Source organism: Streptomyces sp. NPDC047022 (assembly GCF_040644155.1).
Taxonomy (GTDB): domain Bacteria; phylum Actinomycetota; class Actinomycetes; order Streptomycetales; family Streptomycetaceae; genus Streptomyces.
Window position 1 is genome coordinate 1 of sequence record NZ_JBEYVV010000053.1, and the last position, 24,030, is coordinate 24,030.

Annotated in this window: 18 protein-coding genes and 1 pseudogene; 6 read left to right on the forward strand and 13 right to left on the reverse strand. The window is 70.7% G+C overall.

Annotated features, from left to right (window positions below; all coding sequences use genetic code 11):
* Positions 1–159: 159 nt before the first annotated feature.
* The 4 genes from ABZ845_RS30370 to ABZ845_RS30385 all read right to left on the reverse strand — a co-directional run bounded on the left by ABZ845_RS30370 (position 160) and on the right by ABZ845_RS30385 (position 6,147).
* Positions 160–390, reverse strand: a complete 231-nt coding sequence (locus ABZ845_RS30370) for a hypothetical protein (RefSeq protein WP_360986192.1) — start codon at positions 388–390, stop codon at positions 160–162.
* A gap of 100 nt (positions 391–490) precedes the next feature.
* On the reverse strand, positions 491–1,927 hold the full coding sequence (locus tag ABZ845_RS30375) for an SDR family NAD(P)-dependent oxidoreductase (protein WP_360986243.1): 1,437 nt from the start codon (positions 1,925–1,927) through the stop codon (positions 491–493).
* 328 nt (positions 1,928–2,255) lie between these two features.
* Positions 2,256–3,620 (reverse strand): wax ester/triacylglycerol synthase family O-acyltransferase, encoded by a 1,365-nt coding sequence (locus ABZ845_RS30380; protein WP_360986195.1) that lies wholly within the window; start codon positions 3,618–3,620, stop codon positions 2,256–2,258.
* A 196-nt stretch (positions 3,621–3,816) separates the two neighbouring features.
* Positions 3,817–6,147, reverse strand: coding sequence for a GH92 family glycosyl hydrolase (locus tag ABZ845_RS30385; protein ID WP_360986198.1), 2,331 nt, complete (start codon positions 6,145–6,147; stop codon positions 3,817–3,819).
* A gap of 324 nt (positions 6,148–6,471) precedes the next feature.
* Here ABZ845_RS30385 and ABZ845_RS30390 point away from each other — a divergent pair, with 324 nt between their 5' ends.
* On the forward strand, positions 6,472–8,130 hold the full coding sequence (locus ABZ845_RS30390; RefSeq protein ID WP_360986201.1) for an arylsulfotransferase family protein: 1,659 nt from the start codon (positions 6,472–6,474) through the stop codon (positions 8,128–8,130).
* Between the two features lie 66 nt (positions 8,131–8,196).
* Here ABZ845_RS30390 and glgC read toward each other — a convergent pair whose 3' ends face one another.
* The 3 genes from glgC to ABZ845_RS30405 form a co-directional block, all read right to left on the reverse strand.
* A complete protein-coding gene (gene glgC / locus ABZ845_RS30395) occupies positions 8,197–9,420 on the reverse strand; it encodes a glucose-1-phosphate adenylyltransferase (RefSeq protein ID WP_360986204.1) in 1,224 nt (407 codons plus the stop codon).
* A 45-nt stretch (positions 9,421–9,465) separates the two neighbouring features.
* The gene (glgA, locus tag ABZ845_RS30400; protein ID WP_360986206.1) at positions 9,466–10,632 is read right to left on the reverse strand and encodes a glycogen synthase; all 1,167 of its coding nucleotides are present in this window, start codon (positions 10,630–10,632) and stop codon (positions 9,466–9,468) included.
* A 103-nt stretch (positions 10,633–10,735) separates the two neighbouring features.
* On the reverse strand, positions 10,736–11,485 hold the full coding sequence (locus tag ABZ845_RS30405) for a (2Fe-2S)-binding protein (protein WP_360986209.1): 750 nt from the start codon (positions 11,483–11,485) through the stop codon (positions 10,736–10,738).
* A 221-nt stretch (positions 11,486–11,706) separates the two neighbouring features.
* Here ABZ845_RS30405 and ABZ845_RS30410 point away from each other — a divergent pair, with 221 nt between their 5' ends.
* Positions 11,707–12,813: a DMT family transporter gene (locus ABZ845_RS30410; RefSeq protein ID WP_360986212.1), complete on the forward strand. Its 1,107-nt coding sequence runs from the start codon at positions 11,707–11,709 to the stop codon at positions 12,811–12,813.
* Positions 12,814–12,872: 59 nt separating this feature from the next.
* Here ABZ845_RS30410 and ABZ845_RS30415 read toward each other — a convergent pair whose 3' ends face one another.
* On the reverse strand, positions 12,873–14,048 hold the full coding sequence (locus ABZ845_RS30415) for a transglycosylase family protein (protein WP_360986215.1): 1,176 nt from the start codon (positions 14,046–14,048) through the stop codon (positions 12,873–12,875).
* A 289-nt stretch (positions 14,049–14,337) separates the two neighbouring features.
* Between ABZ845_RS30415 and gndA the strand changes: the two genes are divergently transcribed.
* Positions 14,338–15,777, forward strand: coding sequence for an NADP-dependent phosphogluconate dehydrogenase (gene gndA / locus ABZ845_RS30420; protein ID WP_360986218.1), 1,440 nt, complete (start codon positions 14,338–14,340; stop codon positions 15,775–15,777).
* A gap of 585 nt (positions 15,778–16,362) precedes the next feature.
* Here gndA and ABZ845_RS30425 read toward each other — a convergent pair.
* The 5 genes and pseudogenes from ABZ845_RS30425 to ABZ845_RS30445 all read right to left on the reverse strand — a co-directional run bounded on the left by ABZ845_RS30425 (position 16,363) and on the right by ABZ845_RS30445 (position 20,591).
* A pseudogene (locus tag ABZ845_RS30425) lies at positions 16,363–17,026 on the reverse strand (aspartate/glutamate racemase family protein).
* A gap of 22 nt (positions 17,027–17,048) precedes the next feature.
* Complete coding sequence (gene panD, locus ABZ845_RS30430; RefSeq protein WP_360986221.1) at positions 17,049–17,468, reverse strand: aspartate 1-decarboxylase; 420 nt, start codon at positions 17,466–17,468, stop codon at positions 17,049–17,051.
* Between the two features lie 203 nt (positions 17,469–17,671).
* Complete coding sequence (locus ABZ845_RS30435; protein ID WP_360986224.1) at positions 17,672–18,757, reverse strand: ABC transporter substrate-binding protein; 1,086 nt, start codon at positions 18,755–18,757, stop codon at positions 17,672–17,674.
* A 98-nt stretch (positions 18,758–18,855) separates the two neighbouring features.
* Positions 18,856–19,734, reverse strand: coding sequence for an ABC transporter permease (locus ABZ845_RS30440; protein WP_360986227.1), 879 nt, complete (start codon positions 19,732–19,734; stop codon positions 18,856–18,858).
* Positions 19,731–20,591 carry an ABC transporter ATP-binding protein gene (locus tag ABZ845_RS30445; protein ID WP_360986230.1) on the reverse strand — a complete coding sequence of 287 codons (861 nt, stop codon included), beginning with the start codon at positions 20,589–20,591 and terminating at the stop codon, positions 19,731–19,733. Before ABZ845_RS30445 ends, ABZ845_RS30440 begins: the two co-directional genes overlap by 4 nt.
* Before the next feature lie 280 nt (positions 20,592–20,871).
* Here ABZ845_RS30445 and ABZ845_RS30450 point away from each other — a divergent pair, with 280 nt between their 5' ends.
* The 3 genes from ABZ845_RS30450 (at position 20,872) to ABZ845_RS30460 (ending at position 24,015) form a co-directional block, all read left to right on the forward strand.
* Positions 20,872–22,536: a sensor histidine kinase gene (locus ABZ845_RS30450; RefSeq protein WP_360986234.1), complete on the forward strand. Its 1,665-nt coding sequence runs from the start codon at positions 20,872–20,874 to the stop codon at positions 22,534–22,536.
* Positions 22,536–23,225, forward strand: a complete 690-nt coding sequence (locus tag ABZ845_RS30455) for a response regulator (RefSeq protein WP_360986237.1) — start codon at positions 22,536–22,538, stop codon at positions 23,223–23,225. The genes ABZ845_RS30450 and ABZ845_RS30455 overlap by 1 nt, the downstream gene beginning before the upstream one ends.
* Positions 23,226–23,286: 61 nt before the next feature.
* Positions 23,287–24,015 carry a rhomboid family intramembrane serine protease gene (locus ABZ845_RS30460; protein ID WP_360986240.1) on the forward strand — a complete coding sequence of 243 codons (729 nt, stop codon included), beginning with the start codon at positions 23,287–23,289 and terminating at the stop codon, positions 24,013–24,015.
* The last annotated feature ends 15 nt before the right edge of the window (positions 24,016–24,030 follow it).

The window sequence follows — 24,030 nt, forward strand, 5'->3', positions numbered from 1 at the left end:
CGTCGAAGGTTAACGAGACGTTCTTTATTGCCTTCATTCCGGTCGTCGTGTGGATCGCGCACGACTCGTTCGCGGGGGCGCACGGCCACCCCCCCGTCCATGACCGTGCGCACCGCGCTCCGACTCGCGGCCTCACGGCCTCAGGGCCTCAGGGTCGCCTCACGGGAACAGCGCGATCCCGATCAGGACCAGCAGGACGATGCCGACGACCAGCGCCACGGTGGCCCAGGTCCCGCGGTGCCGCACCGGCGCCGGCGCACGGCCGCCGCGCGGCCTGTCCTCCGGAATGACGGGGTTCTCCGGGCGGTCGGACGCGTAGAACTGATCGTCGTTCCGGTATTTGTTGCGGGGATCGCCGCTCGCGCGGGGATCGATGTGATGAAGTGCCATGAGAACTCCTCACGCGGTGCTCACGACAGCGCGAGTTCCCATCCGGCGCCGGGTAACACGTCACACGGGGCGGGTCACCGCCCGGGGACAGCTTCCGGTGTCACCACTTGCCGGGCGCGTAGTCCTTCAGGAAGACGCCGTACAGGTCCTCACCCTGCTCGCCGCGCACAATCGGATCGTATACCCGGGCCGCGCCGTCGACGAGGTCCAGCGGGGCGTGGAAGCCCGCGTCGGCCAGGCGCATCTTGTCCGGGTGCGGGCGCTCGTCGGTGATCCACCCGGTGTCGACCGCCGTCATCAGGATCCGGTCCTTGTCGAACATCTCCTGGGCACTGGTCCGGGTGAGCATGTTCAGTGCGGCCTTGGCCATGTTGGTGTGGGGGTGGCCGGCGCCCTTGTAGCCGCGGCTGAAGACGCCCTCCATCGCGGAGACGTTCACGACATAGGTGCGGCGGGCGGGGGAAGCCGAGAGCGCGGACCGCAGCCGGCTGATCAGCATGAAGGGCGCCGTGGAGTTGCAGAGCTGGACCTCGAGCAGCTCGACGGGCGTGACCTCCTCCACCGCCTGTACCCAGCTGTTGGAGTCATGCAGGTCAGGCACGAGTCCGCCGGCGTCGATGGCCGTACCCGCCTCGATCCGCGCCAGCGAGGCCGAACCCGACACCAGGGCGAGACCGGTGACGTCCTGGGCGCTCAGCGCGCCCCCGCCGGCCACCGGAAGCGCCGCCACGGCCCCGGAGCCGAAGGTGCCGATGACCTCGGCCGGCGGCAGCTCACCCGCCGGGAGCGGCGCGGACTCGGCGGCCACCAGCTCGCTGTAGGCCCCCGGTGAGCGGCGCACGGTCTGCGCCGCGTTGTTGATCAGGATGTCGAGCGGACCTTCGGCGGCCACGGAGTCGGCGAGCGACAGCACCTGGGCGGGGTCGCGCAGGTCGATGCCGACGATCTTCAGCCGGTGGATCCACTCATCGCTGTCGGGCTGGGCCTTGAAGCGGCGGATCGCGTCGTTCGGGAAGCGCGTGGTGATCGTGGTGTGGGCTCCGTCGCGGAGCAGTCGCAGCGCGATATACATGCCGATCTTGGCACGGCCGCCGGTGAGCAGGGCCCGCTTGCCGGTGAGGTCCGCGCGGGCGTCGCGGCGGGCCCGGTTCTCGGCGGCGCAGTCGGGGCAGAGCTGGTGGTAGAAATAGTCGACCTCGACATAGCGGGTCTTGCAGACATAGCAGGAGCGAGGCCTGCGCAATATGCCCGCGATCTGCCCCGCGTCGGTGGCGGAGGACGGCAGGATGCCCTCGGTCTCGTCGTCGATGCGCTGGGCGGAGCCGGTCGCGGTGGCCTCGGTGACCGCCTTGTCATGGGCGGTCTTGGCCGCGCGGCGTTCCTGGCGGCGGCGCTGCTTCACCGACCGGTAGATGTGCGAGGTGGCACGGCGCACCTGGATCGCGTGCGGGTGGTCGACATCCAGCTGGTCGAGCTCCTCCAGCACGCTGAGGCAGACGGCCAGGCGCTCCGGGTCGATGCCGGGGCCGTACGACATCTCGTGGGACGCCTCGTCCGTGCCCACCAGGTCGCCGCCCGTCAGGACGTCCTCTGTCACCGTCATCGCGCTGCCGTTCCTCGCTCACCCGCGCAGCGCGCTGGTCGCGCCGGCTTTCGAACGCGAAATTCTACGGAGCGCCGGGCCGGGCCTCCAAACCCGCCGTGATCAAGAAGGATTGCGCTGCTCAGGAGCGGGGAACCGCGCGAAAGACCACAGCGCGCCCGTGCCGGCCACACACCCCGCAGGCGGCGCGGGGAGTCGCGGCCCCGCCGCGACGGGGCCCCGCGGACGAGCGAGAGCGTCCCGCTCGTCCGCGAGGGACCACTCAGGCGCGGCAGGCCGCCAGCAGTGTCTCCACCTCGTCCGGCACCGCGCGCGCGAGCCGTTCCAGGTCGGGCACCGCCCGACCGTCGGCGACGAGCCCGAAGTGGACGCGCCCCCGGTAGGTCGAGATCGCCACCGCGAGAGACTGGCCGCGGGCCAGCGGGGCGAAGGGGTAGACCGCGGCGAGCGGGTTGCCGCCCAGCTTGAGGCCGAGGCTGGGCAGCGGCACGCTCGTGACCAGGATGTCGAACCAGAGCCGGGCGGCCTGGCTGACCAGCGGTCCGCCCAGCCGGTGGCCCAGCGCGGGCACATGGTCGGCCAGCAGCGCGACCGCCCCCGCGCCCCGGTTGGGCCCCGCGTCCTTGTTGCGGTCCATGGCAGTGCGCACCGAACGCAGCCGCTCCAGTGGGTCCGGGTCGCCCACCGGGAGCCGTATCAGATAGCCGGAGAGCCGGTTGCCCTGCGGGTGGGCGGAGCGCGGGCGGCGCCGGGAGACGGGGATCAGGGCGCGGGGTGCGACTCCCGTGCTGCCGTCGCCGCGTTCGTCGAGCCAGCGGCGCAGGGCTCCGGCGACGATCGCGATCAGGACGTCGTTGACCGTGCCGCCCGCCGACTTGCGCACCCGGTGCACATCGTCCAGGTCGATGACCACACCGGCCGTGCGGCGGGTACCGCTGGGCTCGGAGACGAACGCGGAGGACGAGCGCATACCGAGGGCGGACAGGGCCACGGAGGCTCCGATGTCGAGAGCGCGGCCCATGTCCTCGAGCGTGCCGCGCAGGAACCCCGGGATCTTGCGCATGTCGGGCAGGAGACCGCGGGCGGGCTCCTGGGGGCGCGGGCTCCTGGGCTCCGGCATGTCCATCGGATCCATGATCCCGGCGGCCAGCGTCAGGGCGCGCAGTCCGTCGGCGAGCGCGTGGTGGAACTTGAACAGCACGGCGAAGGACGTGCCCGATGCGCCGGGCAGCACATGGGCCTCCCACGGCGGCCGGCCACGCTCCAGGGGGCGCTCCATGAGGCGTCCGGCCTCGGCGTGGAAGTCGTCGGTGGGGGCGTGCAGCCGTACGTGGTCGAGCGGGTCGAAGTCCGGGGCCTGTTCCCTGGTCGCACCGCCCAGGGCGAGCGGGAGGCGCCCGGCGGCGAGGTCGCGCGGGAGCCTCACATCCGGCAGCCGGACATCGCGGATCCGCATGCGCAGTCCCGGCACCGCGGCGGCGCGCACCGCCAGCAGATCGGCGGCGTGGGCGCCCGCGGTGGGCGAGTGGCAGGCGAACACCCCGAGTGCGCCGAGATGCATCGGGTGCCGGGCGGACTCGATGTTCCAGAACGCCAGGTCGAGTGGTGCGAGCAGGTCAGAAGTCAATGGCTTGCCTCGCGTCGACGACGGGTGAGCAAGAAGTCAACCTCCGACAGGCGATTACGGTCAAGTACGATCGAGCTACACTCAGTTAACAGCAGATTAAGTCCCGCCCCTCGGATATCCGTCGCCTGCCGCATCTGCGGCGTCGCATGCCGGGAACCGAGGGGCGGGATTCACGGGACTCATCAGCCGGACGAGGTCACCTCAGAGTGGGGGGCGCCTCGCCCCGCCCCGTGCCCCACCCGGACGGCCGGGCGCCGACCGTGAAGTCCAGCCGGCTCGTACGGCGCAGTGTGTCGCTCGTGATGTAGGTCCGCCCGTAGTCCTCTCCGTCGACGCGCACCCCCTGGATGTAGCGGTTGCCGTCGGACGTGCCGGGCGCGGTGATGGTCACGCCGCCGCCGGGGTAGTAGCGCCTGTCCAGGAGCAGGTGGACCCGGTCGAACACGGGGGTCGTCAGACCCCAGGTCGGGTATCCGGGCTGGATCGGGTAGATGCCGATCGAGGAGAGCACCTCCCAGGCGGACATCGTCCCGAGGTCGTCGTTGCCGGTCATGCCGGTCGGTCCGTCCGTGAACAGCGTGAGCGCCGCGTGCACCACGTCCGTCGTCTTCCAGGGCCGGCCGGTCCACAGGTAGGTGTAGGGGGCGGTGAGGTCGGGCTCGTTCTGCGGGTTGTACTTGTCCGAGCCGTAGTAGGCGTACGGACCGTGTCCCCAGATCTCGCGCGTCGTCTTCGCCGGGTCCTTGAGCAACTGGTCGTAGGCGAAGAACGCGTCGAGCCGGTTGTCCGCCGCCCGGTCGCCGCCGATGAGCCCGATCACCCCGCGCATGTCCTGCGGTACGAGCCACTGGTACTGCCAGGCCGTGCCCTCATGGAAGGCCCCTCGGGCCGCGGGGTCGGCCGGCTGTGTGAAGGCGCCGGAGGCGTCCCGGCCGCGGAAGAATCCGGTCGTGCGGTCGAAGACGTTCCGGTAGTTGCGCGACCGGGCGGCATAGCGGGCGGCGTCCGCGTCATGCCCGAGGCTCCGCGCCATCTGGGCGAGCATCGCGTCGGACAGCGCGTACTCCAGCGTCACCGACCCGCCGTGGTGGTAGTCGGTGTCGCCGGGCTTGGTGTGGGGGCGGTCCTTGATGTAAGGCGCGAAGCCCTTCGCGATGTACTCCCGGTTGGCCTCCCGGCCCGTGTACATGCTGTCGGCGGGCGGGACGCCGTCCGCGTTCTTCTTGAGCGCGCGGTACGCCTGCTCCTCGTACCCCTTGAGCAGTCCCTGCTGGTAGGCGTGGGTGAGGAACGGGGTGACCGGGTCGCCGCTCATGACGTTCGTCTCGATGGTGGCGTAGCCCCACTTCGGCAGCCAGCCGCCCTGCGCGGCGATCCTGAGGACCGAGATCGCCATGTCGCGTGCCTCGCGCGGGGCGAGCAGCGACAGAAGCTGGACCTGGGTGCGGTAGGTGTCCCACAGGGACCAGTTCTGGTAGTACGTGAATCCCTTGGCCTGATGGACGTGCTGGTCCCAGCCGCGGTACCGGCCGTCGGCGTCGCTGCCGGTGTTGGGTGCGAGGAAGGAACGGTACAGCGCCGAGTAGAACGTGGTGTGGAGGGTGACGCTGCCGCCCTGCACGCTGACGTGCGCGAGGCGCTTCTCCCAGGCGCTGCGGGCCGCCTCCCTGATGTCGTCGAACGAGCCGTGGGACGCGGCGGCGAGGTTGGCGTCGGCGCCGTGCGCGTCGACGTACGACAGCGCGGTGGTGGCCTCGACCGTGTGGTTCCCGGTCGTGTCGAAGGTGACGTAGGCCCCGTTGTGGCCGGGACCCGCCGACTTCGTGGCGCCCGGGGTGATGGAGTCCTGGTACCAGGTGCCGTGCGCCGTGAAGGGGCGGCTGAAACGGGTGACGGTGTAGACCGTGTACGGCCGGCTGCCGCCGCAGAAGCCGCTGCCTGTGATCGAGGTGCGCACGGTGCGGTCGCCGAGGATCTCCACCTTCGAGGTGACGTTCTTGTGCAGCGCCTGGCCCGCGTTGAGCAGCACCTGGGCCTTGGAGGTGGCCGGGAAGGTGTAGCGCTGCACGCCGGTGCGCGCGGTGGCCGTCAGTTCGGCCTTGACCCCGTTGCCGAGGCCCACCCGGTAGTAGCCGGGGCCGGCCTGCTCTTCCGAGTGGTCGAAGTCGACCGCGTACTTGGAGTAGTCGGTCTGGGTGACGTCACCGGTCGTCGGCAGCACGGGCAGGTCCCCTCCGATGGCGCATCCGACGCCGGAGAGGTGGGTCAGCGAGAAGCCGCGGATGCGGTGCTGGGAGTAGTCGTAGCCGGTACCGTGCCCGGTGTCCGGCGAGAACTGCACCATGCCGAAGGGCACGGTGGCGCCGGGAAAGGTGTTGCCCTCGTTCTGGGTGCCGATGAATGGGTTGACCAGGTCCGTGAGCCTGCCGGCCGGCGGCTGGGCGGACTGGGCGCCCGACGGGGAAAGCAGGGCCGAGGCCACGACCGTTCCCGCGGCGCACTGGCGCAGGAGCCGGGTCCGTCTCATTCGGAAGACCTCCGGAAGATCGACAGCGATGTCCACATGGTGGTGGCGGGGTGTCAGTTTCCGGAGGAACTCGAGCGGTTGGCGCCGCGCGCGTCGCTCGGGAGGCGGCTGGGGAGCCAAGTGGGCCAACTCGTCATATTTTCCGCCTCATGCGCCGTGGGCTCGGCGGCCAGGGTCCGATGAGTGCGTCATTCGGGTGGCCGTTCCGGACGTTCTGAGCCCGCCGTCGTGGAGTGAACACCCCGCTGACCTACGGTGGCCGCCGCGGGACCGGTCGCCTCGGACCCCGTTCCACCGTCCGGCAGGAGGAAGCCCGCGTTGGACATGCGTCGGTCACGCGCACACCGGGTACGCGGCAGGGCCCGCCGTAGCCTCGGAACCCTCGCGCTGGTGACGGCGTGCCTCGCCACCACCTGCGCGCCCTCCCCCGCGGCGGATCGGGATCATTCGGGGACGGCCGTCCGCCCCTGCGCGACCACGCCCTATCCGCCGTCGCAGAATCCGCCGGCGCCGATCCTGTCGGGCCCCGACGTGTGGGAGTTCGTCACGGCGCCCGGCCTGCGCCCGATGCGAGTCCAGGTCACCACGCGCAAACCGGGCACGGCCCGGGGCGGCATCCTCGTCGGGCCGTTCAGCGCGGACCAGATGGTCGGCCAGACCGGAGCACTGATCAACGACGACTCCGGCGACCCCGTCTGGTTCCGTCCCCTGCCCTCGGTGACCCTGCAGAACGCCGACCTGCGCGTCCAGACCTACCGTGGCCCCCGTGGGCGCCGGGAACAGCCCGTGCTGACCTGGTGGCAGGGGTCCATCGCGCTGCCGCCGTATTACACCAACCTGCCGGCCGGCGCCCCGGAACCAGGTGGCTGCTACTACATCGTGGACAGCCACTACCGGCTGCTCAGGACGGTGTTCGCACGGCACGGCTACTACCCCGACGAGCACGAGTTCACCCTGACCCGCAGGGGCACCGCACTGTTCATCGCGTCGAGGCCGGTGCCCATGGATCTGACGCCGTACGGAGGCCCGGCCGACGGCGCCATCCTGAACAGCGAGGTCCAGGAGGTCGACCTCGCCACAGGAAAGCTCGTCTACTCATGGAACGCGCTGGACCATCTCGACCCGGCGGATTCCGAGGAGCCCGTCTCCAGCGCGTCCCAGTCCGACGGAGTGTGGGACGCGTTCCACATCAACTCGGTGGACGAGGGGCCGAAGGACCAGTTGCTGATCTCGGCCCGGAACATGTGGGCGATCTACGACGTCGCCACGAAGTCGAACCGGACCCGCTGGCAACTCGGCGGGATGAAGAGCGACTTCACCTTCGGCCCGAACGCGGACTTCTACTGGCAGCACGATGCGCGCTTCCGTCCGGGCAGCCGCATCAGCATGTTCGACGACGGCTGCTGCGACCTGCCCGACGGCACCCCGGAGCAGGAGTCCCACGGCCTGATCCTGAATCTCGACTTCCGCCACTGGAAGGCGACCGTGTCCAGGACCTACTACCACGAGCCGCCTCTGGAGGTGCCCACCCAGGGCAACCTCCAGTCCCTCCCGAACGGCAACAAGTTCATCGGCTGGGGACAGAGCCCGTACTACTCGGAGTACAGGAACGCGGGCAACACCCAGGGCAACGGCTCGCACAACCTGCTCTACGACGCCCGTATGCCGGGCTCCAACATCTCGTACCGCGTGTACCGCAACGAGTGGGTCGGCACCCCGTACTACCCGCCGAGCGCGGCGGCACTGGCCATGGGCGGTCAGACCACCGTCTACGCCTCGTGGAACGGCTCCACGGAGACCAGGGCATGGCAGGTGCTCGCCGGACCCCGCCCCCGCTCGCTGTCCGTCGTTGTCCGCCGTACCGCACGGACCGGATTCGAGACCTCGGTCCTCACCAACGCCCAAGGACCGTACTTCCAGGTGAGGGCGCTGGACCGGAAGGGCAGGGTCCTCAGGGCGTCCAAGGTGGTGAAGCGGAGCTGACGGACGGGCTGGGGTCTTTCGTTTGGATCAGGCCGGGCTCGTCCAAACGAAAGACCCTGGTGCCGCCTACGTCACGAGTTGTCCCTTGCCCAGGGCGATGACCCCGCCCTGGGACACCGTGTACAGCTCCGCGTCCCGATCGGGGTTGACGCCGATCGTCGCCCCGGGCGGGACCTCGACGTTCTTGTCGAGCACCGCGCCCCGCACGATCGCGCCCCTGCCGACGCGCACGTTGTCGTGGAGCACCGAACCCTGGACCACGGCGCCGGGGTCCACCACCACACCCGGTGACAGGACCGAACGCGTCACCTGACCTCGTATCAGGCTCCCGGCGCTGATGATGGACTCACTGGCCATGCCGCCCGCGTTGAACCGGGCGGGCGAGAGCTGGCCCGAATGCGTGTAGAGCGGCCAGCGGCGGTTGTGGAGGTTGAACGCCGGGCGCTCCGCGATCAGGTCCATATGGGCCTCGTAGTACGCGTCCAGCGTGCCGACGTCCCGCCAGTAGCCCCGGTCCCCGCTGGTCTCGCCGGGCACATGGTTGGTGCGGAAGTCGTAGAGCTGCGCCTCGCCGCGGGAGGTGAGGGCGGGCAGGATCGAACCGCCCATGTCGTGCACGGAGTTCTCGTCCTCGGCGTCCCGCTGGAGCGCCTCGATCAGGGCCTTGGTGGTGAAGATGTAGTTGCCCATCGACGCGAAGACGGTCCCGGGGTCGTCGGGCAGTCCGGGCGGATCGGCGGGCTTCTCCAGGAACCGCCGCACGCTCAGGCCGTCGGAGCCGGGGCTGATCACCCCGAACGACGAGGACTCCGCGCGCGGGACCCGGATCCCCGCCACGGTCACGCCCGCGCCGCCCTCGATGTGCTGCGCGAGCATCTGCCGCGGGTCCATGCGGTACACATGGTCGGCGCCGAACACCGCCACGTACTCGGGCTGTTCGTCGTGGACCAGGTTCAGCGACTGGAGGATCGCGTCCGCGCTGCCCAGGTACCAGCGGGGACCGAGCCGCTGCTGGGCCGGGACGGGGGTGACGTAGTTGCCGAGCAGACTGGACATCCGCCAGGTCGTGGTGATGTGCCGGTCCAGCGAATGGGACTTGTACTGCGTGAGCACGCAGATGCGCAGGATGTCGGCGTTGACGAGGTTGGACAGCACGAAGTCCACGAGGCGGTAGGTCCCGCCGAAGGTCACGGCCGGTTTCGCCCGGTCCGCGGTCAACGGCATCAGCCGCTTTCCCTCGCCTCCCGCCAGTACGATCCCCAGCACCGAAGGTCCACGTCCACCGCGCATACCGCCGCCCCTCTACGCCCGGTCGTGCCGCACCCGGTTGGATGACTACTGCTCTTGTGCCTTCCCCTGCGCGAGGACTTCCTCGTACAGGCGGACCGTGCGGCGGGCCACCGTGTCCCACCCGAACTCCTCCACCGCCCGCTCCCGGCCGGCCTCGCCCATGCGCCGTGCCGCCGCGGGATCGGCGAGGAGGGAGTCGAGGGCGTGAGCGAGGCGCCCCTCGAAGTCGTCGTCCACGTCCACGAGCAGACCTGTGCGGCCGTCGTCCACCACCTCCGGGATGCCACCGGTCCGGGAGGCCACCACGGCCGTACCGCACGCCATGGCCTCCAGATTGACGATGCCGAGCGGCTCGTACACCGAGGGGCAGACGAACACGGCGGCGTGCGTGAGGAGTTGGACGACCTCCGGGCGCGGCAGCATGTTCGGGATCCAGTGCACGCCCGCGCGGCTCCTGCTCAACTCCCGGAACAGGTCGCGGAACTCGCGGTCGATCCCGGGCGTGTCCGGGGCGCCCGCGCAGAGCACGACCTGGGCGTCGGGGTCGATGTGCCGTACCGCGCGCAGCAGGTGCGGCACGCCCTTCTGGCGTGTGATGCGGCCGACGAACAGGACGTAGGGACGGTCCGGTTCGAGTCCGTGCCGTGCCAGGACGTCGGTGCCGTGGTCCGGCCGGTACAGCGAGGTGTCGATGCCGTTGTGCACGACATGGACCCGCGCGGGATCGAGCGCCGGGTAGCAGCCGAGGATGTCGTCGCGCATGGCGCCGGAGACGGCGATCACCGCGTCCGCGGACTCGATCGCGACGCGCTCCGCCCAGCCGGACAGGACATATCCGCCGCCGAGTTGCTCGGCCTTCCAGGGACGCAGCGGCTCCAGCGAGTGGGCGGTCATGACGTGCGGGATGCCGTACAGCATCCGCGCGAGGTGGCCGGCCAGGTTGGCGTACCAGGTGTGGGAGTGGACCAGGTGGCGGTCCTTGAGGGCGGCGGCCATGGCCAGGTCCACGGAGAAGGTGCGCAGCGCGTCGTTGGCGGTGTCCAGCGCGGCCCACGGCCGGTGGCGGGTCACGCCGCCAGCGCCTCCCTCGCCCCAGCAGTGCACGTCCAGGTCCGTCAGGCGGCGCAACTCCCGTGCGAGAAACTCCGCATGGACGCCCGCGCCGCCGTACACGTCCGGCGGGTACTCCCGGGTCAGCAGGCCCACACGCACCCGAACCCCCTTGTCTCGGCGGCTGGTTCTCCCATGCTCACCCAGATACGGCGGTTGCGGAAGACCGTCGGTGCCTCACCGCCGGTACTTCACCGCCGTTTCCTCACTTCCGGTTCGGCGGGTGGTCGAAGCAGCAGTCCCCGCACAGGCCACCGCCCGGCAGCCGGTAGTAGAGGCAGCAGCTGCGGCGGCGGCCGGTGGCGGGATCGAGCGTGCCGGAGAGCCCGGGGCGTGCGAACAGCCCGGCGGCCAGCGCCCCGGCGCGCTCCGCGGCGTCCGGGCGACCGCCCGCCGACGCCCACCGCTCGACCATGCGCACGGTGGCCGCGAGGGCGGAGCCCGCGTTGCCCCACAGCAGCCTCTCCGAGACGCGTTGGCGGGAGGCGAGGGCGGTCGTGAGCGGGATCAGGTGTCCCTCGCGCACGACCGCGTCCAGCGAGCTCTCCAGCGGGTCGGAGGGCCCCGGGCGGACCTCGCTCAACCACAGGTCGTCGGGCGCGGCGGCGTCCGGATCCCAGTGCAGCACGCGGGGACCGAGATCGGGCAGTTGGCCGTACAGTACGGCGCAGCCGAGGGCGACGGACCAGATCCGGGCCGCCAGGCCCTGGTGGGCGATGGAGGCGGCGACCCTGGATTCCGGCGCCCGGAGACCGCGGGCGACCTTGCGGACGCGGAATGTCAGCGGATCCCGGTAGACCCCGGGCGAGGCCTGGGGCGGCGGGGGCGCGTACGCCTGCGCGAGGGTCGGCAGAGGTCCGCGTGGGGGCAGCCCGGTGCGCAGTACGAAAAAGCCGCCGAGGGCGCGCAGCGCGGCGAGTTCGGGGTCGAGGTCCACGAACGTCAGTAGTACCAAGGCCCGGATCGGCTCCCATCTGGGGGGACACGCCGAAGGCACGAGCCTTGTCACCCATCTTGGGGAGGAGGGTGACGCGTTCGTACTCCATCGGCAGTAGGAGTCATTGTGTGCTCAGGTACGACGACGGGAAGACCGGCGCAGGGCATCGTGTTCATCATGGAAGCAGACCGTTCGTCGCGCCGGGCTCCCCGCTCCGGCTCCACGCAGGGGAGACGCTCATGAGCGCCCTCGCGCTGTCCGTGCTTCTCTCGCTCGTCTCCGCCCTCGTGTACGCGGGCGGTGCGATCGTCCAGGAGCAGGTCGCCGTGTCCTGTGCGGGCCGGTCCTACGCGACGCTGCGCCGGCCGGCCTGGTGGGCCGCCGTCCTGCTGAACGGTCTCGGCGGGCTGCTGCACGTCGTGGCGCTGGCCTACGGTCCGTTGAGCCTCGTCCAGCCGCTGGGCGCGCTGACCATCGTGTTCGCGCTGCCGATGGCGGCCCTGTTCGTGGGCCGCCGGGCCGGTGCGACGGCGTGGCGGGGTGCGGTGATGGCGACGGTCGGACTGGCCGGTCTGCTGTCCCTGGTCGGCGCGTCCGACGCGCGGACCCTGAGCAGTCCCCAGCGTGTGCTGCTGACCGTGGTCACCGCGGGTGGCGTGGTGGCCCTGATGACGGCGGCCCGCGCGGCGCAGCGGCATCCGGCGGTGCGCAGCGTGCTGCTGGCGGTCGCGTCCGGCGTCGCGTTCGGTATGTCGTCGGTGTTCACGAAGACGGTCGCGGTGGACTGGACGAGCGGGGTCTCCCGGGCCGATCTGCCGAGCCTGACGGTGATAGGGGTGCTCGCGACGGCGGGCATCCTCCTGTCGCAGGCCTCCTACCGGGATGCGGGCCTCGCGGCGCCGCTCGCCACGCTGACGGTGGTGAACCCGGTGGTCGCGGCGGCGGTGGGCATCACCATGTTCGGGGAGGCCTTCAGTTACGGCACGACGGGCACGGTGCTCGCGCTGGGCAGCGGTGTCGTCGCCGCGGGCGGTCTGATCCTGCTGACCACCGAACGGATCAGCGGCGAGCAGCACGCGCAGGCGGCCGCGGGGGCCGTCGAGAAAACAGCCGTCGAGCCGCATCCGCTTCCGGATCCGCTCCCGGAGCTGCGGGTGTCGCTGCCCGCGCTGCCCATGCAGGCGCGCGTACCGGCCGTGGAAGACGGCCCGTTCTACGACGCCCCGTTCGTGCCGCGTGCCGATCCGGACCGGCACGGTGCCCGGGTGAAAGCCCGGATCACGTCACGGGCCGGACACCGGGGACGCCGGGGCCCCCGGGTCGGCACTTCCCGTATCGATTCCTGACTCCGGTCCGGACTCCGGTCCCGGCTCGTTCGGATCCTGATCCTGACTCGGCTCCTGACTCAGATCCGGACGCCGCCCGCCCGGAGATAGGCGACCGGGTCGATGTCACTGCCGAACTCCGGACCGGTCCGCACCTCGAAGTGCAGATGAGGGCCCGTGACATTGCCCGTGGAGCCTGAGCGGCCGATGCGCTGCCCTGCCACGACGCTCTGCCCGTCCTTCACGGAGATCGCCGACAGATGGGCGTACTGCGTGTAACGGCCGTCGGCGTGCCGGATGACCACCTGGTAGCCGAAGGATCCGCCCCAGCCGGCGCTGACGATGTGGCCCGCCTCCACCGCCTTCACCGAGGTGCCGGTGGGCACGGGGAAGTCGATGCCCGTGTGATACCCCTTCGACCACTCCGAACCCGCCGCGTGATAGGGCGTGCCCGTCGCGGCGTTCACGGGGGCGACCAGGGCGTGGGAGGCGGAGGGCCGCTCGGCAGCGGGCTGTGCGGGCTTCGCGGTGGACGGCTTGTGGTGCCGCGGGGGCGCCGGCCGCGTATGCGCCGGGGGCTCGTGCACGGGGGCCTTGGCCCGCAGGTCCAGCCGCTGGCCCGGCAGGATCAGGTCGGGGTCGGCGCCCACGGTGCGGCGGTTGGCCGCGTACAGCCCCTGCCAACCGCCCGGGACACGGTGGGAGTCGGCGATGCCGGAGAGGGTGTCGCCGCGCACCACGGTGTACATCTCGGCGCTGCCCGCCAGCGACTGGGGTGTGGTCGCCGGTGTCACGTCACGGACGGAGCGTCCGGTGGACCGCGGTGACACGCCATGCGTGGCGTGCCCGGCGTGCCCGGCGTGCTCGTCATGCCCGGCGGACCGGGTGAGCCCGGCTCGTACGGAGCAGACCGGCCAGGCGCCCGGCCCCTGTCCCTGGAGAACCTTCTCGGCCACGGCGATCTGCTGGCCTCTGGTGGCCAGATCCGCGCGCGGGGCGTAGGCGGTTCCGCCGTACGCCGCCCACGTGGACCGCGTGAACTGCAGTCCCCCGTAGTAGCCGTTGCCCGCGTTGATGCTCCAGTCGCCGCTCGACTCGCAGGCGGCGACCTTGTTCCAGATGTCCGTGTCGGCCGCGTGCGCAAGTCCGGCGCCGATGAGCGGGATCGCGATGCCCGCGCCGCCCGCCGTCACGGTGAGCGAGGCACGGTTGATCCTTGTCGGCTGGTACCGGCGGTGCCGGCCGCGTACGGCCATGGGGACCCCCTCGGCGTGCGTCAGAAGGGGCAAAAGTAAGCGCTGCGAACTGGCCATGACAAGACGGGTATCGGCCGTGAGCGCACCGGAACACCCGGATGTGCGAGGGGCGTACCGGCACGGAAGGATGGTCAACGGGCAATACTGACGAGCACGACCTGCACCGCTGTTTCCAGAACCGCAGATTCCGCAACGGCTGATTCCGCAACAGCTGATTCCAGAACCCCGACTCCGACCGCTTGCCTCTGGCCACTGACCTCCGAGCACTGACCTCAAGGAGCCAACCCTCATGAGCACTACCGCCCAGATCGGCGTCACGGGTCTCGCGGTCATGGGCCGCAACCTCGCCCGAAACTTCGCGCGCAACGGCTACGCGGTCGCCCTGCACAACCGGACCGTGTCCCGGACCGAGGACCTGGTGAAGGAGTTCGGGAACGAGGGCGACTTCGTCCCGACCACGACCGCCGAGGAGTTCGTGGCGGCGCTGGAGCGGCCCCGCCGTCTGATCATCATGGTGAAGGCGGGCGGACCCACCGATGCGGTGATCGAGGAGTTCGCGCCGCTGCTCGAACCCGGTGACATGATCATCGACGGAGGCAACGCGCACTTCGCGGACACCCGCCGTCGGGAGAGGGAGCTGCGCGAGCAGGGCATCCACTTCGTCGGCACCGGTATCTCCGGCGGCGAGGAGGGCGCGCTGCACGGGCCGAGCATCATGCCGGGCGGCTCGAAGGAGTCGTACGGGTCCCTGGGCCCGATGCTGGAGAAGATCTCCGCGAAGGCCAAGGACGGGGCGCCGTGCGTCACGCATGTCGGCCCCGACGGCGCCGGGCACTTCGTGAAGATGGTGCACAACGGCATCGAGTACGCCGACATGCAGCTGATCGGCGAGGCCTATCAGCTGCTGCGCGATGTCGCCGGCTACTCCCCCGCGCAGATCGCCGAGATCTTCCGCACCTGGAACACCGGCCGCCTCGACTCGTATCTGATCGAGATCACCGCGGAGGTCCTCGCCCACGTGGACGCGGCGACCGGCAAGCCGTTCGTGGACGTGGTGCAGGACCAGGCCGAGCAGAAGGGCACCGGCCGCTGGACGGTCCAGATCGCGCTCGACCTCGGGGTGCCGGTGTCGGGGATCGCCGAGGCGGTGTTCGCCCGGTCGCTGTCCGGCCACAAGGCGCTGCGCGATGCCTCACGGGGGCTGGCCGGGCCGACGGCCTCCCCGCTCGGCGAGTCGGAGGCCGCGGCCTTCGCCGATCGTGTCGAGCAGGCGCTGTACGCCTCGAAGATCGTGTCGTACACCCAGGGCTTCCATGAGATCGCCGCGGGCAGCCAGGAGTACGACTGGGGCATCGACCTCGGCAGGACGGCCTCCATCTGGCGCGGCGGCTGCATCATCCGCGCGGCATTCCTGGACCGTATCCGTGCCGCCTACGACGCCCGCCCCGACCTGCCGAGCCTGCTGTCCGACGAGACGTTCGCCCGGGAGATCGCGGCGGCGCAGGACGACTGGCGCGAGGTGCTCGTCGCCGCGACCCGCCAGGGCGTGCCCGCGCCCGGCTTCTCGGCGGCGCTGGCCTACTACGACGCCCTGCGCGCCGAGCGTCTTCCCGCGGCGCTCACCCAGGGGCAGCGGGACTTCTTCGGGGCGCACACCTACCGGCGGACGGACCGGGAGGGCTCGTTCCACACGCTGTGGGGCGGGGACCGGTCGGAGGTGGAGGCGTAAGGAGGCTTGGGGACGCTCACGCGCCCGCCGGGCACGCCGGCCTCCCCGCGCCTGGGCAGGCCGGCGTGCCCGCGTCGCGGGACGGTCAGGTCAGCGGCGGCCCCGGCTCGGGATCCGGGACGGGGTCCGGGCCCGGGGGCCTGGGGATCGGTGACGGCGGCGGCTGGGGGACGGGGCGCGGCTCGGGATCGGGAACCGGCTCCGGGACGGGTCGGGGGCGGTCGGGGCCCGGACCGGGGGCCGGGGGCGGTCCCGGGGGCGTCGGGGCCGGTCCGGGAGGCGGAGAGGGAACGGGTTCGGGGCCCGGCGGCGGGGGCCCTGGTTCCGGCGGTACGGGTTGGGGTTCCGTCGGCACGGGGTGCGGCCCCGGTGCCGGGGCCGGTTCGGGAGTCGGCTCCGGTCCCGGCGTCGGTCCCGGTCCGGGGGGCGGTCCCGGCTGTGCGGGATCGGGGAGCGGATGCGTCATCGTGTCCTCCAGCCGTTCGGCGCGTCGGCCCTGGGCTTGTCCGGGTACCCGTACAGCCCGGCGCGGACACTCACGCCACCGCGGGCCGGACAGGGATGCCGCGGACCACGGCGCGCAGGTCAGGACAGAGGGCGGGCCATCGCCGCGGCCGCCGCCGCGAGCCCTGGGGCGGGGCTCGCCAGGACCGGTACGGCGGTCGTGGCCAGATGCCGTGCCGGTGCCATGGACGCCTGGGCGAGGACGATGGCGTCGGCGTGGGTGACGCTGTCCACGACGGCTGCCACCGCCCGCACGTATCCGTCGGTGTCACCGGCCTCGAAGCGCTTCCAGGCACCCTCGGCCACCCCTGGTGCGCAGCTCGACGGGGCGCCCCGCCGCCTCCTCCCGGATCAGGGCGGCGGTCGGCTCCAGGGTGCTCTCCAGCGCGGCGACGACGACGATCCGGGGCCCGGCAGCGACCGCGGCGGCGGCCATCGGCCGGTCGACGCGCAGCACCGGAACGCCCGCTTCCGTGCCCACGCGCTCGGCGTCGGCGCCGATGGTGGAGCAGGTGCAGAGCACGGCGCGGGCGCCTGCCGCGACGGCCTCACCGAGGAGGGCCCGGATACCGTCCGCGACAGAGTCCGGGCCTTGTTCACGGGCCCGGAGCAGCAGTTCCCCGGCGACGAGGTGCCTCAGCCCGAGCCCTGGATGAAAGGTGTCGCGCAGGGCCTCGAAGACGGGGATGTGCACGGGTGAGGTGTGCAGCAGAACGAGTGTTCCTCGCCTCCCCGGACGGCTCACGGCCGTGCCCCCCTTCCGCCGGTCAGACCGTGACGGCCTGAGGGCTGCGCCTCTGGTCCGTGCCCGGGACGGGCGCGGACGGGTCGGCACCGAGTTCCACGATCCGGTTGTCCCCGTCGACATGCACGACCCTCGGTCGCAGAGCGCGCGCCTCGGCGTCGGAGACCTGGGCGTAGCTGATGACGATCACAAGGTCGCCGGGGTGGACCAGATGGGCCGCCGCCCCGTTGATCCCGACCACGCCGGAGCCGCGTTCGCCCTCGATGACGTACGTCTCGAGCCGGGCGCCGTTGGTGATGTCGACGATGTGGACGAGCTCACCGGGCAGCAGGTCGGCGGCGTCGAGGAGGTCGGCGTCGATGGTCACGGACCCGACATAGTGCAGGTCGGCCTGGGTGACCGTGGCACGGTGGATCTTGGACTTGAACATTGTTCGAAGCACGGAGAAACTCCCGATTCGTCTGCTCCCTGCCTGCTTTTTGCAGGTCAAGGGCGGTCTCCGCAGACTACAACGGTTCGCATCCCCGGTCAGCCGTCCCCAGGTGTTCGAGCACTCACACCTGAGGCACGGCACGGTGCGCGAATGCACGGCCGAGGCCGCCCGGGCTGTGGTTGCCTGGGCGGCCTCGCGCGGACAGGAGAAGCTCAGCCGTCGGCCCCGGCCGGGGTCGTGGTGGTGGTGAAGCCCTCCTTCTTGTTCGCGTTGATGGCGAATTCATTGGTGAAGGTCTTGCTGAGGTCCACCGACGAGGTCACGGTCCCGACCATCTTCTCGGTGGCCATCGAGGTCTTCGGGCCGCCGGCCGGCATGATCCCGTCGGGCAGGAACTGGCCCTTGTCCTCGTTCAGCGCCGTGATGTAGTCGGCCTTGGTGACCAGTTGGTTCTGCACGAAGGACGCCGGCAGCTCGTTCGCGACGTCGGCGGCGCTGTGGTCGTGGATCCAGTGCATGGTGGCCACGAGCGCGTCGACGACCTTCTGCACCGCGTCCTTGTGCGAGTTCACCCAGTCGGTGCGGGCGAGCACGCTGGCGGCCGGGAACGCGCCGCCCAGCGCCGCCTCGGCGCCGTCGGTGGTGGCCAGGTCGATCGCGGAGGTACCGACGCCCTTCTTCTGGATCGCGGCGACCGTCGGCTGTGTCGTCATGACGCAGTCGGCCTTGCCGTTCTGCAGTGCCGCGACGGCGGTGGAGCCGGCACCGACCGCGAGCCGGTGGAACTCGTCGGTCTTGACACCCTTCTTCGCCGCCATGAACTGGGTGAGGGTGTCGGTTCCCGAACCCAGGTCCGTGACGCCGAGCGTCTTGCCCTTGAAATCGGCGGCCGACTTCACGCCGCTCTTCGCGGTGCACATCTCCCGCTCGCCCGGCGCACCGGACAGCTGGACGACGTCCTCGACCGCCTTGCCCTTCGCCTGGAACTCGATCGTGTGGTTGTACCAGGCGCCGGCCATGTCGACCTGTCCGGAGGCCATGGCCTCCTCCGCGCCCACACCGCCGTTCTGCTCGGTGCTCAGCTCGACCCTGACGCCGTACTTCTTGTAGAAGCCGAGGTTCTGGGCGAGCTGGTAGGGCAGGTAGATCTGCTTGTCGATGCCGCCGACCATGAGCCGGACGGTCGGGGTACCGCCGGAGCCGGACGATCCGGAGCTCCCGGAGTTGCCGGCACACGCGCTGACGGCGCCGAGGGCGAGGACGGTCACGATCGAGGCGGTGAGAGTTCTCTTGAGCATGGCGAGGCATACACCTTTCGGGACTGTGGGAACCGCTGTACGAGGGCGCGGGGAACGAGGGACGGTGGCTGGGAACACGGGCCGGAGAAGCGCCGGCGTCAGAGGCTGTTCGTCTCGGAGGGGGACGTCGGGCGCCAGGAGAGCAGCCGGTGTTCGAGCTTGCCGATCAGCCACTCCGCGCCGAGCACGATCACCGCGATGACGAGCATCGTGGCGAACACGCCGTTGGGGTCGAAGTTGTTCTGCGCGGTCTTGATGACCAGGCCCAGGCCGCTCTGGGCGCCCAGCACCTCCCCGACCAGCGCGCCGACGATGGCGAAGCCGAAGGCGCTGTGCAGGCTGGCGATGATCCACGTCAGCGCGGAGGGCACGATGACGTGCCGGGTGACCTGCATACGGGAGGCGCCGAGCACCCTGACGTTGGCGAGGACGTTGCGGTCGACCTCGCGGACGCCCTGGAAGGCGTTGAAGAACACGATGAAGAACACCAGGACCGCGGCGAGCAGGATCTTCGGGGTCACACCGATACCGAAGGCGACGATGAAGATCGAGCCGAGGACGATGCGCGGGATCGCATTGACCATCTTGATGTACGGGCCGAGCACATCGGAGAGGTAGCGGCTCTGCCCGAGCGCGACACCGAAGACGATCCCGGTGAGAGCCCCCACGACGAAGCCGACGAGCGCTTCCTCGAGCGTGGTCCATATGTTCTGGTAGAAGGAGCCGAACTGGGTGCCGTGCTGGAAGAGGTCGATCAGCCGCTTCCAGATGCCCGACGGCTGGCCGAAGAAGAACGGGTCGACGATGCCCCAGGCAGTGAACGCCTGCCAGCCGCCGATCACGAAGACCGCGAGAGCGATACGCCCGGCCCAGACCAGGGCCAGGCGCCGCCGGGCGGCGCGCTGCGCGGCGGCAGCTGCCGGGCCTTTGCCGCCGTCGGTGACGGCGGAGGCGGAAAGGGTGGACGTCGTGCTCATTCCTTGCCTCCTGCGGTCAGGGCGTAGGCACGCTCCACTTCCTCGCGCAGCGTGTCCCAGATCTTGTGCTGGAGTTCGATGAAGCGGGGCTGGAAGCGGATTTCCTGGACGGAGCCGCGCGGGCGAGGCAGGTCGATGTCGAAGACCGCCTTGACCGAGCCGGGGCTGGAGGTCATCACGACCACGCGGTCGGCGAGTGCCACCGCCTCGTCCAGGTCGTGGGTGATGAAGATGACGGACGGCCGGATCTGCTCCCACAGGTTCAGCAGCTCGGTCGACATGATCGCCTTGGTCTGCACGTCCAGGGCGCCGAACGGCTCGTCCATGATCAGGATCTTGGGTTCGTTGATCAGCGCCGCGGCCATCGCCACGCGCTTGCGCATACCGCCGGACAGCTGGTGGGGGTAGCGGTCCTCGAACCCGGCGAGCCCGACCCGGCGCAGCCAGTCGCGTGCCGAGGCCTGCGCCTGCCGCTTGGGCACCCCGCGGAAGACGGGACCCATCAGCACGTTGCCGAGGACGGTCTTCCAGGGCAGCAGCGCGTCGGTCTGGAACATGAAGCTGACGCCGTCGGTGATGCCGTCCACCTCGTGGCCGCCCACCTCGACCGATCCCTCGCTGGGCCGGTCGAGCCCGGACACCATGCTCAGGGTCGTCGACTTACCGCAGCCGGTCGGACCCACCACGGCGCAGAACTGGCCCGGCTCCACAGTGAACGAAACGCCTTGCAGCGCCGTGAACACCTCACCGGCAGGGGTCAGGAATCGCTTGGTGAGCCCGGAGATCTCGATGCGTGCGCTCGCATGTTCCGCCGCATCGGGGCCCGGGCTCGTCGCGACATCGTTTCGCGAAGCCATGTGGGAGCCGCTTCCTTCCTTCGTTCGGAGTTCCTCGGTGGATTCCTCTGGAGATTCATCGAGGTCCCTCACAGGCCGAGGAAGGCAGACGCTAGAGGCAGCCACGTATGGCGTCGCTGTTTCCGAGCTATCTCGCGATAGTCGCGTAAAGCGGACTTCTGCTCGTTTTGCTCATCGGACGAGGGGTGGGCAGCACCCTGCCCATCGGGCACAATCGCGCCACCCGGGCACATGCATCGGCCGGCCCGGCACGACGCACGACCGGAACGAAGAGGCACCCGTGATACCCATCCGTTTCCGAACAGGCCGCGGCGGGAAGCGGAGACTGTCCACGCGGATCCTCGCCAGCCAGCTCGTCATCCTCGCGCTCACCGGTCTGATCGGCTTCGTCCTGTTCGCCTTCGCACAACGGGCCGAACTCGACCGCACCTACGAGGAGCGGGCCCTGGACATCGCACAGACCACTGCTACGGACCTGCAGATCCGGCAAGCCATGGAACACGGGGGTGGGCGCAACGTGGTGCAGACGGTCGCCGAACGGATCCGCCGAACCTCCGGAGCCTCGTACGTCGTCGTGATCGACCTGCACGGCGTACGGCACTCGCACCCCATGCCCGCCCTGATCGGCGAGCCGGTGAACGAGCCCATCGTGGTGCGGGACGGCCGCCCGCACGTCGGCGCCGACCAGGGCGCGACCGGGCGGTCCGCCAATGGCAAGGCCCCCCTGTACGGGCCCTCCGGCACACTGGTCGGCGAGGTGTCGGTGGGCATCGCGGAACACGATGTGCTCGGCGAGCTGTGGCGCGAACTGCCCACCTTCGGGCTGTACGCCGCGACCGCCACCGCGATCGGCGCGGCGGCGGCCTTTCTGCTGGCGCGGCGCCTGAAGCGGACCACATTCGGCCTGGAACTGGAGGAGATCGCCGGCCTGCTGCAGGACCGCGAGGCGATGCTGCACGGCATTCGGGAGGGCGTGGTCGCCTTCGACCCCGACGGGAGGGTCACCGTCGTGAACGACGAGGCCCGGCGGCTGCTCGGCCTCGGCACGGCGCTCGGCAGCCGGCTGGAGGAGGTGCTGCCCGACGGCCGGCTGCGCCGCGCGCTGGACGGCACCCTGACCGGCACCGACGTCAGCGTCCTGACCGACGATCACTGTCTCGTCGTCAACCGCATGCCGGTCACCTTGCACGGCCACGAACTGGGAGCTGTCGTCACCGTGCGCGACCGCACCGAGCTGATCGGCCTGCTGCGCGAACTGGACTCCGTGCGCGGGCTGACCGACGCCCTGCGGGCCCAGCAGCACGAGTTCACCAACCGGATGCACACACTGGCCGGGCTGCTGGACATCGGCGAGCACGAGTCCGCGTACGAGTACGCCGTCGAGACGGCCCGTTCCGGGCAGGCACTGACCGAGGCCGTGCGTCGGCACATCGGCAACCCGCTGATGGTCGGGCTCATCGTGGCGAAGACAACGGTTGCCGCCGAACGCGGGGTGCGGCTCGTCCTCACCGACGACTCCGCGGTCGGTTCGGACCCGCCGCACCTGCGGAGACTGCTGACCGTCGTCGGCAACCTGCTCGACAACGCGATCGACGCGACGGCCGACGCACCACCCGCCGACGGCGGACGCCGTATCCGGCTGACGCTGACCGAGGGCGACGAGCTGATCGTCGTACGTGTGGCGGACAACGGTCCCGGCATCGCCGCGGGCAGTGCCCGGTCGATCTTCGAGGACGGCTGGTCCACCCGCCCCGGGCGGGGCACCGCGCGCCGGGGCCTGGGACTGGCCCTGGTGCACCGGCTGGTGCAGCGGCACGGCGGCACCATCACGGTCAGCGAAGGCCCGGGCGCGGTATTCACGGTCGTACTGCCCCTGCCGGACACCGCGCCGGCACCACAAGGAGCCCTGTTCACAAAGGCGTTGCCGATGGGAGGTGAGGGCTGATGATCCGCACCCTGGTGGTGGACGACGACTTCCGGGTCGGTCAGATCCACAGCGAATACGTGCACCGAGTGCAGGGCTTCGAGGTCGTCGGCGAGGCGGCGACCGTGGCCGAGGCGCTGGCCGCGGTCCGCGCCGTGCACCCGGACCTGCTGCTGCTCGACGTCTTCCTGCCCGACGGCAGCGGAATCGACATCCTGCGGCAGCTCAGCCAGGACGAGGGCGACGCCCGCCCCGACGCCCTCATGATCACCGCCGACCACGACATATCGTCCGTCCGCGCCGCGATGAAACTCGGCGCCGTCGGCTACCTGGTGAAACCCTTCGGCTCGGCCGACCTCGCCGAACGGCTCATCGCCTACCGCCAGCTCCATGACCGCGTCGACGCGCTCAGCCGGACGACCACGGCCGATCAGGCCGACGTGGACGCCCTCTTCAGCGCCGCCCGCCCACCCGCCGTCCCCCGGATCCCGGCCAAGGGCCACTCCGCACCCACACTCACCGCAATCCACCAGGCCCTGCGCACCGCCCGCACAGCCCTGTCCGCCGCCGAAGCCGCCGACGCGACCGGCGTCTCCCGCGCCACCGCCCAGCGGTACCTGTCCTACCTCGTCAAGGAGGGCACGGTCCGCCTGCAACTCCGCTACGGCACCAACGGCCGCCCCGAACACCGGTACCGCATCGCGCGCTGAAGCACCACGGAGCACTCCGCCTCGTGATCCTTCCTCGAGTCCCGCCTGACAAGCTTCGATCATGGACATGCACACTGTGTTGCTCTACGGGCGCGCCGCGGCTGTCGTCGTACCGGGCGCCCAACTCCTGACGACGCTCGCCGCGAAGGGCCAGAAGGAGGTACAACCTCCCTTGGCCTTGCTGCGGGCCTGGCGAGGGCCGGTGCCGAGAGCCGCCGCGGGGCTGGTGGCCGCCATGGTGGTGCTCGGCGTGGCCCAGGTGGTCTTCCCCGCCATGATCGACGCATGGGAGCGACACCCGCACGGTGCGTGGTGGCGAGCCGTGACAGCCCTGATGGTGCAGTCATCAGGATGGTTCCAGCTCTTGTTCAACCTCGCCGCGCTGGCCGCTGTCGCTCCGGTCGCCGAGCGGCAGTTCGGCCCGTGGCGGATGCTGCTCGTCTTCACGGCGAGCGGTGTGACGGCGCAGACGGTGAGCATGGCCGGCTGGAGCCCCCGTGGAGGCGGCGACTCGGTGGCGATCTGCGGCCTGGTGGGTGCGCTCGCCGTCTGGTACGCGGCGCGCGGCAGGCTTGTCACCCTGCGGTGGGTGACTGTCCTCGTCCCCGCCTCAGGTCTTGTCCTTTGCCTGCTCGCCAACAACCACGGCGCGGGCCTCCTCGCCGGATGCGCGCTGGGAGCCGGACTGGCAATTCCCGCTCGCAGCACGCCTAGTAGGTTGTCGCGGCTTAATTTTGCCGTGTGGTTGGGTAGAGGTGGCGCAGTTTCACGCGTGCGTCGTCGGTGGTGAAGTGCCAGTCGACTT